The sequence below is a fragment of the Streptomyces sp. NPDC090032 genome (assembly GCF_044748025.1).
Taxonomy (GTDB): Bacteria; Actinomycetota; Actinomycetes; order Streptomycetales; family Streptomycetaceae; genus Streptomyces.
The window spans coordinates 117,099-126,192 of the sequence record NZ_JBIVFF010000020.1; the positions used below are offsets into that span (position 1 = coordinate 117,099).

Below are 9,094 nucleotides of genomic sequence, written 5' to 3' on the forward strand. Positions count from 1 at the left end.
GCCTTCGGCACAGGCTCCCCCTCGGCACCGGCCCTCGTCGTCACCGTCCCCCCGGCGGGACTTCTGGCGGCGGCCTCCGGCTACCGTCCCTCAGCTCCTCAGCTCCTCAGCTCCTCAGCTCCTCAGCTCCCTCCGCCTCCGGCTACCGTCCCAGCCCCCGCCTCCTCAAGAAGAATCCGCGCCAGCTCCTTCGGCCGGGAGAACATCGGCCAGTGCCCCGTGTCCATCTCCCGTAGCCGCCAGCTCTCGCTGCGCAGCAGCTCGACCACGTCATCGCTCGGCTCGGGACCGTCGAGCAGGCACTTGATGTACGTCGCCGGAAGCCCGCCCAGCGGGTGGGACATCATGGCCGGCTCCGACAGCGACGCCCCCGGGTGCGGCGTGGCCCCGCCCACGAACCGTGCGATCTGCGCGTCGTCGAGCCCCTGGCCCTCGCAGTCGGGCGCGGTCAGCGGGGGCCAGTACCCGTCGTTGGCGGCGAGTACGGCCTCCAGCGCCGCCGGCCCCTGCCACCACGCGGACACGAACGACTCTCCGTCCGCCGGAACATTCGAATCGACGAACACCACGCGCGTCAGCCGGTCGCCGATCCGCTCGGCGGCCTGACCGACCGGGATGCCCGAGTAGCTGTGCCCGACCAGGACGACATCGCGCAGCCCGAGGCGCTCCACCTCGTCGACGATGTCCTGGACATGGGTCCTCTGCCCGGCCGGAACGCCCTGCTTGTCGGCGACCCCGGTGAGCGTCACGGCGTGCGCGCCATGCCCGGCCGCACGCAGCTCCGGCACCACGTCGTCCCACGCCCATGCGCCGAGCCACGCGCCTGCGACTAGTACGTATTCCGTCATACGGCCAAGGTAGGAGACGGGTACGACAATCCCGCGGGCATCGCGGGCATCGCGGGCATCGCGGGCATCGCGGGCATCGCGGGTATCTGCGGATGCCTGCGCGTACCCGCGAGCACCGTCCGATGCTGGCGGATACCGGCGTATACCCGCGCGTGCCTGCCCCACGCCGTCGCCCCACCCCCGGGCGCCGCCATAATCGACCCGTGAGCGACGAATCCGGCACCCCCCGCCCCACCCCCGAGACCCCGGAAGCCGCCGGCGGCATCCCCGTCGGCGCGCAGCCCGAGGAGATCCGTTTCTTCGGCAGGTCCTGGGTCGAGCACGACGGCGGCTACACCTGGCGCCGCGTCGCGGTGGCCGCGGGATCGCTCGCCGGCGCGGCGGCAGGCTGTTTCGTGCTCCGCTTCGCGTACGAGGGCCTGGCCATCGCCGATGTCGGCTCCTTCGTGAACGTACTCGTCGTCCTGATGTTCGCGATCTGCAGCGCTCTCGCCTTCCGCCGCACGTGGGACGGCTTCTCGAAGCGCCCGGACCCCGAGGCGCAGGCGTCACTGCGCGGCTTCATGTCGATCGGCTTCGTCGGTGTCCTGCTCGCCTACTTCCTGCGCTGCTTCTCGGAGGCCCCGGGCGAGAAACTCCGCAGGCAGGAGTACGCGACCGCCCGCGAACAGTACGAACGCCGCAGCACGCGCCGCACCGGCAACCCGTCGAAGAAGAAGCGCAGGGGCTGACGCACATATAGGGACACGCGTCGCCGGGGACGTGGTGCCGACCGAGCAGGCACCACGTACTGCCGAGCAGGCACCACGTACTGCCGAGCAGGCACCACGTACTGCCGAGCCAGGCACCACGTACTGACGAGAGTCCCCCGCGCAGGACAGGATGGCGGCATGACCACCGTCTCGCGAGCCCACTCCTTCAATGCCGCGGCAGCCCAGTACGCCGCGAACCGGCCGTCCTACCCGCCCGCCCTCCTCGATGCCGTCGAAGAAGTCGCGGGACGGCCACTCGCGGGCGCCCGAGTGGCTGACGTAGGCGCGGGAACCGGCATCTCGACCGCCCTCCTGCACGCGCGCGGCGCACACGTGGTCGCCATCGAACCGGGCGAGGGCATGGCGGTCGAGTTCCGCCGGGCGCTGCCCGGCGTACCGATCGTCCGGGGCGACGGCAACGCCCTCCCGCTCGCCGACGCCTCCCTCGACCTCCTCACCTACGCCCAGTCCTGGCACTGGACCGAGCCGGCCCGCTCGGCCCCCGAAGCGATGCGGGTCCTGCGCCCGGGGGGCGCGCTCGCCCTGTGGTGGAACACCGTCGCCCTCGACGTCCCGTGGATCGCCGCGCAGCACGATCGCATCGCGCGCCACGTAGGAGCCGAGACGGGCGCCAGGCAGCGCCCCGACGAGGCCCGCGCCACCGAACTGTCGGGCCTCACGGACCTGCCGGGACGGGGCGAGGTCACGCTGCGCCACGTGCGGTGGAGCCGTCATGTCCCGCTGGACACGCACCTCGCCAACATCGGCAGCCACTCGGCGTTCCTGGTCCTCGAAGAGGGCGCGGCGCAGACTTTCCTCACCGAGGAACGCACCCGGCTCAGCGACCTCTTCCCGGACGGCACGGTGGAGGAGACCTACGTGGTCGAACTCCTGATGGCCACCCGCACCTGACCGACAACCATCAGGACACCGCCGTCCGCACCCGCCCAGCCCAGTCCCGCCATCCACCCTCTCCAGCGCAGTGGCGCACATGTGATCAAGGCGCCTCCGCCCACCCAGCTCCAGCAGCACGTCCCGGCCGGCGGACAACGCCCACAGCACGCCGAGCAGCTTCGGCAGCCGCAGAAACGTGGCGTTGCCGGCCACCCGCCCGCCCAGCCCGAGAGGTTCGCCGCGCGACGACCGCGAGGCGCCGTCACGGCGAGGCGCTCTCACGGCGAGGCGCCGTCACGGCGAGGCGCTCTCACAGCGAGGCGCCATCACGGCGAGGCACCCTCACCGCGAGCGCTCTCACCACTAGCGCCGCCACCGGATCAGCCCCAGCGAGCTGGGCAGCGCGACCGCGGCCAGCAGCAGGCACACCCCATGCAGGATCCGTTACGCCGGGAACCTCGGGTCACCGTTGCCGCCGGAAAGCCCCGGTCGCCGCTGCCGCCGGGAAGCCCCGGCCCCCTGCCAGTCGGACGCCCCCTCCGATCCCCCTCCCCCTCCCCCTCCCTCTCCCTCCCCCCGGAGCGCAGACGCCTCAATGCGCCTCAAGCCGCTTGACGCCCGGCCCCACCCGATGGATATTCATCGCATGATGAATATCCATCAGGGGTCGCCTTCCCCGGAGCCCTCGCCCCCTCCGTCCTCGTCCTCCGCCCCCTCCTCGCCCGCGCCCCCTTCGCCGGAGCCGTCGGCGGCAGCCGTCCGCGCCACCGGCCTCACCGTCGTCCGAGGCCCCCGCCCCGTACTGCACGCCCTGGACTTCACCGTCCCCCGAGGCCAGATCACCGGCCTCCTCGGCCCGTCGGGCTGCGGCAAGTCCACGCTCATGCGCGCGATCGTCGGAACCCAGGCCAAAGCCACCGGCACCCTCACCGTCCTCGGACACCCGGCAGGCTCCGCCGAACTCCGTTCCCGTATCGGATACGTCACCCAAGCCCCCTCGGTATACGCCGACCTGACGGTTCGCCAGAACCTGGACTACTTCTCCGCCGTACTGCAGCCGGGGCGCTCCGCAGCCGCCCAACGCCGCGACGACGTCACCCGCGTCATCACCGAAGTGGACCTGACCTCCCACGCCGACGCCCTCGCCGGCAACCTCTCGGGCGGCCAGCTAAGCCGCGTCTCCCTCGCCGTCGCCCTCCTCGGCACCCCCGAACTCCTCGTCCTCGACGAACCCACCGTCGGCCTCGACCCCGTCCTGCGCCGCGACCTGTGGAACCTCTTCCATTCCATCGCCGCCGAGCGCGGCGCCACGATCCTCGTCTCCTCGCACGTCATGGACGAGGCCGAACGCTGCCACCGCCTCCTCCTCATGCGCGAAGGCGAGATCCTCGCCGACGACAGCCCCGACGGCCTGCGAGCCGACACCGGCGCCGCGACCGTCGAGGACGCCTTCCTCCACCTCGTCGACCAGGCCAACACCCTCCAGCGGAGCCCCCGATGAACGCAGCCCGCACCCTCGCCACCGCAGCTCGCGTCCTGCGCCAGCTCCGCCACGACCCGCGCTCCATCGCCCTGATGCTGCTCGTCCCGTGCGTGATGCTCCTCCTGCTCCGCTACGTCTTCGACGGCAGCACCGGCACCTTCAACTCCATCGGCGCCTCCCTCCTCGGCATCTTCCCGCTCATCACGATGTTCCTGGTCACGTCCATCGCCACCCTGCGCGAACGCACCTCGGGCACCCTCGAACGCCTCCTCGCCATGCCCCTCGGCAAGGGCGACCTCATCGCCGGCTACGCCCTCGCCTTCGGCGCCCTCGCGGTCGTCCAGTCCGTCCTGGCCACGGCCCTCGCCCTGTGGGGCCTCGGCCTCGACGTCACCGGCTCCGCCTGGCTCCTGCTCCTGGTCGCGCTCCTCGACGCCCTGCTCGGTACCGCCCTCGGCCTCTTCGTCTCCGCCTTCGCGGCCTCCGAGTTCCAGGCCGTCCAGTTCATGCCGGCGGTGATCTTCCCCCAGCTGCTCCTGTGCGGCCTGTTCACCCCGCGCGACCAGATGCACCCCGTCCTCGAAGCGATCTCCAACGTCCTCCCCATGTCGTACGCCGTGGACGGCATGAACGAGGTCCTCCGCCATACCGACCTCACGGCCGACTTCATCCGCGACGCGGGCATCGTCGCCGGCTGCGCCGTACTCGTCCTGGCCCTCGGCGCCGCAACTCTCCGCCGCCGTACGGCCTGACCGTCGCCGATGCGAGGATGGCCCCGACGGACGCAACCGCACCGAACCCCGCGCCCCGAAGGGTGGCCTCCATGCCCCAGCAGCACGTCGCAGTCCTCGGCACCGGCAAGATCGGCGAGGCCCTGCTCAGCGGAATGATCCGAGCGGGCTGGGCCCCTGCCAACCTCCTGGTCACGGCCCGCCGCCCGGAACGCGCCGAAGAGCTCCGCACCCGCTACGGCGTCACCCCCGTCACCAACGCGGAAGCCGCCAAGCAAGCCGACACCCTGATCCTCACGGTCAAGCCCCAGGACATGGGCACCCTCCTCACCGAACTCGCCCCGCACCTCCCCGCCGACCGACTGATCATCAGCGGCGCGGCGGGCATCCCCACCACGTTCTTCGAGGAGCGCCTCCCCGAAGGCACCCCCGTCGTGCGCGTCATGACGAACACGCCCGCCCTCGTCGACGAGGCGATGTCCGTCATCTCCGCCGGCTCCCACGCCACGGCCGCCCACCTCGCCCACGCCGAGGAGATCTTCGGCGCCGTCGGCAAGACGCTCCGCGTCCCCGAGTCCCAGCAGGACGCCTGCACCGCCCTGTCCGGCTCGGGGCCGGCGTACTTCTTCTACCTGGTCGAGGCCATGACCGACGCGGGGATCCTGCTCGGCCTGCCCCGCGACAAGGCCCACGACCTGATCGTCCAGTCCGCGATCGGCGCCGCCACGATGCTCCGCGACAGCGGCGAACACCCCGTCAAGCTCCGCGAAAACGTCACCTCCCCCGCCGGCACCACCATCAACGCCATCCGCGAACTCGAAAACCACGGAGTCCGCGCCGCCCTGATCGCAGCCCTGGAAGCCGCCCGAGACCGCAGCCGAGAACTGGCCTCCGGCAACAACTGACCGAGCACGAGCCGACCGCTGCATGTGGCCGGAACACCCGAACTGCCAGGACGGAACGGCAAGGCTGTCGGCCCGGCCGGGGGGTTCGGGTGGTGCAGCACCTACTGGTCGCCGAGCCCCGCCGAAGCCACGACCTCCGCCGTCGTGACCACCCGGGCGAAGCCACCGCCGTGCAGGGACACCGCCGAGGCCTGCGCCAGTTCCTCCGCCGTGCGGCGCCAGCCGAACGGGCCCTCCAGATCGAAGGTGTACGTCGCGTCCAACGCGAACAGCACCTCGTACCCCAGATTGCCGCCCATCCGTGCCGTCGTCTCCGCGCACATGTTTGTCTGGATTCCGGCTACGACGAACTGCCCGATACCAGCCGCTCCGAGCCACGCGTCCAGGTCCGGAGATCCGTAGAACGCCGAGTTCACGGACTTCGTCACCAGGAGCTCCGCCCCGTCCCCCTTCCCACGCCGCTCCTCCACGTATTCCTTGAAGCCGTTCCCGGCGTACCCCGGCCGCAACGGCGACTGGGGCTTCGGCGAGTCATGCCGCACGAAGACGACCGGACGCCCCGTCGACTGCCACGCGTCGATCAACGATGCGATGTTCTTGTCAGCCTCAGGGTTGTTCCGCGGTCCCCAGAACCCCTCCTCCTCGAACCCCTTCTGCACGTCCACCACGATCAGCGCTGCGTTCTCTGCGATCTCCATGCCCACGATGCTGCCGCCGAGAGCGCGCCCGCCCAAGCAGTACAGAAGACAGCGATCGATGGTTTACTGCCACCGTGCCGAACCCAGTCCCGCACGCCGCCGCGCTCTCGCACCCCACCCAGCGCATCGCCCTCCTCGCCTTCCCCGGCATCCGGGCCTTCGACGTCTCCGTCATCACCGAGGTCTGGGGCACCGACCGCACCGACCGCGGCGTCCCCGCCTTCGACCTGCGTCGCATCGCCGAAGACCCCACGCCCGTCCCCATGCGAGGCGGACTCACCCTCACCCCCGATCGCACCCTCACCTGGCTGACACGCCTCGCACCCGCCACCGACCTGCTCGTCGTCCCCGGCCTCGACGACCACCTGACGCCCGCGCCCGAACCGGTTCTCGAGTCCCTGCGCCGAGCCCACGCCCGTGGCGTCACCATCGCGGCCCTCTGCGGAGGAGCCTTCACCCTCGCCCAAGCCGGCCTACTGGACGGCCGCCGCGCGATCACCCACTGGAACCTCGTCGACCTGCTCCGTGCCCACCATCCCCTCGTCACCGTCGAACCCGACGCCCTCTTCATCGAGGACGACAACATCTGGACCGCCGCAGGCACCGCCGCCGGCATCGACCTCTGCCTGCACCTCGTCCGCAGGACCCACGGAGCGGAGACCGCCGCCACCATCGCCCGGTCGATGGTCACGGCCCCTTTCCGCACCGGAACGCAGGCCCAGTTCATCGAGCACCCCACGCCACGAACCGACCGCGACGCCGACGCACTCACCTCCGTACGCGCATACGCCCTCCAGCACCTCCACGAACCACTCACCGTCGCCGGACTCGCGGCCCGCGCCGGTATGTCCCCGCGCTCCTTCGCACGTCACTTCATCGCAGCGACCGGCACCACCCCGCTGCGCTGGCTCCTGGACCAGCGCATGTCGGCCGCGCAGAAGCTGCTGGAACGCACCGACCTCCCCATGCCCGAGGTCGCACGCCGCGCGGGATTCGGCAGCGAGGTCACGATGCGCCAGCACTTCGCATCGCGCCTCGCCACCAGCCCACGCTCCTACCGAGCCTCATTCGCCCAGCGACCCTTCACCCCCACCTAGGAACCCCCACCTAGGAACGCATTTCCTAGGCGAGCCCTCAGGAACGTGCCTCCCCACTACGTCCCTCTATAGGGAATAGGGACGCTCAGGCAGGCGGAAGCAGCCCGATCGTCCGATAGGCGGCGTCCACGGTCGGCTTCGCCATCTCCCTCGCCCGCTCAGCTCCCCGCCGCAACACCTCCTCTACATACGCGGGATCCGCAACCAGCTCCTTGTGCCTCTTCTGCAGGGGCGCAAGAACCTCCACCACGGCCTCCGCGGTCGCCTTCTTCAGCGCGCCATACGACTCATATACACCGCTCAAGCCCTGCGGGTTCCCACCCAGACAAGCGGCCAGAATCTCCAGCAGATTCGACACCCCGGGCTTGGCCTCGCGGTCGTACTCGACCTCCGTGCCGCTGTCCGTGACCGCCCGCAGGATCTTCTTCCGCACGACGTCCGGCTCGTCGAGGAGATAGACGATCCCGGCGCCGTTGCCGTGCGACTTCCCCATCTTGGAAGTCGGGTCCTGAAGGTCCATGACCCGCGCCGCCACAGCGGGCGGCGTCGCACGCGGGACCACGAAGGTGTGCCCGTACCGCTGGTTGAACCGCACGGCCAGGTCCCGGGTGAGTTCGACGTGCTGCGTCTGGTCATCACCCACAGGAACCTCGTCCGCCCCGTAGGCGAGGATGTCCGCGGCCATCAGCACGGGGTACGTCAGGAGCGACAGCCGCACACTCCCGCCCCGCTCCCGCTCGAGCGCGGACTTCTCCTTGTACTGGATCATCCGCCGCATCTCGCCGTCCGTGGCGACGCACTCGAGTAGATACGACAGCCGAGCGTGCTCGTCCACATGACTCTGTACGAACACGGTGCACACCTCGGGATCGAGCCCCGAGGCAAGCAACAGCGTCGCCGCCTGCTTACTGAGCCGGCGCACTCGCCCGGGATCGTGGTCCACGGTCAGCGCGTGCAGATCGACGACGCTGAACAGCGCGTCAGCCCGGTGCTGGTCGACTTCTGCCCACTGGCGTACGGCGCCCAGATAGTTCCCCAGCGTCAGATGCCCGGTCGGCTTGACCCCACTGAAGATTCGCGTCACTACTCAACCTCCTGGTCAGGACCGCCGTGGCCCGGCTGCCGGGCTCCGTGGTCTCCAGGAGGGAGATACAAGAACGGCCGCCGAGGCGGCGGCCGTTGGATGCACGCTTGTGCTGGCCGCCGTCAGGCGGCCCACCACTGCTGGGTGTGCGCATGCGTAGTCACGAGTCCAAGAGTAGACCTCACAGGCGTGAAGTTGACACTCCTAGGCCCGGTCCGTAGTGTTCTCCGAGTTGCCCGACGTGAGCTCCGGTCCCTGACCGGCCCCCGGGTGGCCATTCCGCAAGAACCATTCAACGATCGATGTCGTGTCTCTTCGAGATGCGCCACGGCTTGTTTTCATGCGTCTTTGCGAAATGAGGAATCCGCGTTCGAAAGGACGCCCCCCCGATTAGCTCGGGAGCCAGGATTCCGCTAAAGTCTCACTCGTCGGAACGGCCCAACGGCCGGGAAGACAAGCCCCCCTGACTGGGAATCAGGCCCGAAAGGATCTGATAGAGTCGGAACTGCCGGAAAGCCGAAAGGCCGGAAAGCGGAGCAAGACCCCGAGGAAATCGGATCGGAAAGATCTGATAGAGTCGGAAACGCAAGACCGAAGGGAAA

At 70.0% G+C, this 9,094-nt stretch carries 9 protein-coding genes; 6 read left to right on the forward strand and 3 right to left on the reverse strand.

Annotated elements, in window-relative coordinates:
- Positions 1-122 precede the first annotated feature (122 nt).
- On the reverse strand, positions 123-848 hold the full coding sequence (locus ACIPWY_RS36795; protein ID WP_362900835.1) for an alpha/beta hydrolase: 726 nt from the start codon (positions 846-848) through the stop codon (positions 123-125).
- A 203-nt stretch (positions 849-1,051) separates the two neighbouring features.
- On the opposite strand from ACIPWY_RS36795, the gene ACIPWY_RS36800 reads away from it, so the two are divergent.
- The 5 genes from ACIPWY_RS36800 to proC all read left to right on the forward strand — a co-directional run bounded on the left by ACIPWY_RS36800 (position 1,052) and on the right by proC (position 5,613).
- Positions 1,052-1,579 carry an EamA/RhaT family transporter gene (locus ACIPWY_RS36800; RefSeq protein WP_393699740.1) on the forward strand — a complete coding sequence of 176 codons (528 nt, stop codon included), beginning with the start codon at positions 1,052-1,054 and terminating at the stop codon, positions 1,577-1,579.
- Positions 1,580-1,738: 159 nt separating this feature from the next.
- Positions 1,739-2,512 (forward strand): class I SAM-dependent methyltransferase, encoded by a 774-nt coding sequence (locus tag ACIPWY_RS36805; RefSeq protein ID WP_362900833.1) that lies wholly within the window; start codon positions 1,739-1,741, stop codon positions 2,510-2,512.
- A gap of 628 nt (positions 2,513-3,140) precedes the next feature.
- Positions 3,141-3,995: an ABC transporter ATP-binding protein gene (locus ACIPWY_RS36810; RefSeq protein WP_393699742.1), complete on the forward strand. Its 855-nt coding sequence runs from the start codon at positions 3,141-3,143 to the stop codon at positions 3,993-3,995.
- Positions 3,992-4,729 carry an ABC transporter permease gene (locus ACIPWY_RS36815; protein ID WP_389487409.1) on the forward strand — a complete coding sequence of 246 codons (738 nt, stop codon included), beginning with the start codon at positions 3,992-3,994 and terminating at the stop codon, positions 4,727-4,729. Before ACIPWY_RS36810 ends, ACIPWY_RS36815 begins: the two co-directional genes overlap by 4 nt.
- Positions 4,730-4,800: 71 nt before the next feature.
- Complete coding sequence (gene proC, locus ACIPWY_RS36820) at positions 4,801-5,613, forward strand: pyrroline-5-carboxylate reductase (protein WP_362900830.1); 813 nt, start codon at positions 4,801-4,803, stop codon at positions 5,611-5,613.
- A 101-nt stretch (positions 5,614-5,714) separates the two neighbouring features.
- On the opposite strand, the gene ACIPWY_RS36825 is transcribed toward proC, so the two are convergent.
- The gene (locus ACIPWY_RS36825) at positions 5,715-6,311 is read right to left on the reverse strand and encodes a cysteine hydrolase family protein (protein ID WP_393699745.1); all 597 of its coding nucleotides are present in this window, start codon (positions 6,309-6,311) and stop codon (positions 5,715-5,717) included.
- Positions 6,312-6,385: 74 nt separating this feature from the next.
- Between ACIPWY_RS36825 and ACIPWY_RS36830 the strand changes: the two genes are divergently transcribed.
- Positions 6,386-7,408 (forward strand): helix-turn-helix domain-containing protein, encoded by a 1,023-nt coding sequence (locus ACIPWY_RS36830; protein WP_362900826.1) that lies wholly within the window; start codon positions 6,386-6,388, stop codon positions 7,406-7,408.
- An 85-nt stretch (positions 7,409-7,493) separates the two neighbouring features.
- On the opposite strand, the gene trpS is transcribed toward ACIPWY_RS36830, so the two are convergent.
- Positions 7,494-8,492 carry a tryptophan--tRNA ligase gene (gene trpS, locus ACIPWY_RS36835; RefSeq protein WP_362900824.1) on the reverse strand — a complete coding sequence of 333 codons (999 nt, stop codon included), beginning with the start codon at positions 8,490-8,492 and terminating at the stop codon, positions 7,494-7,496.
- Positions 8,493-9,094: the final 602 nt, after the last annotated feature.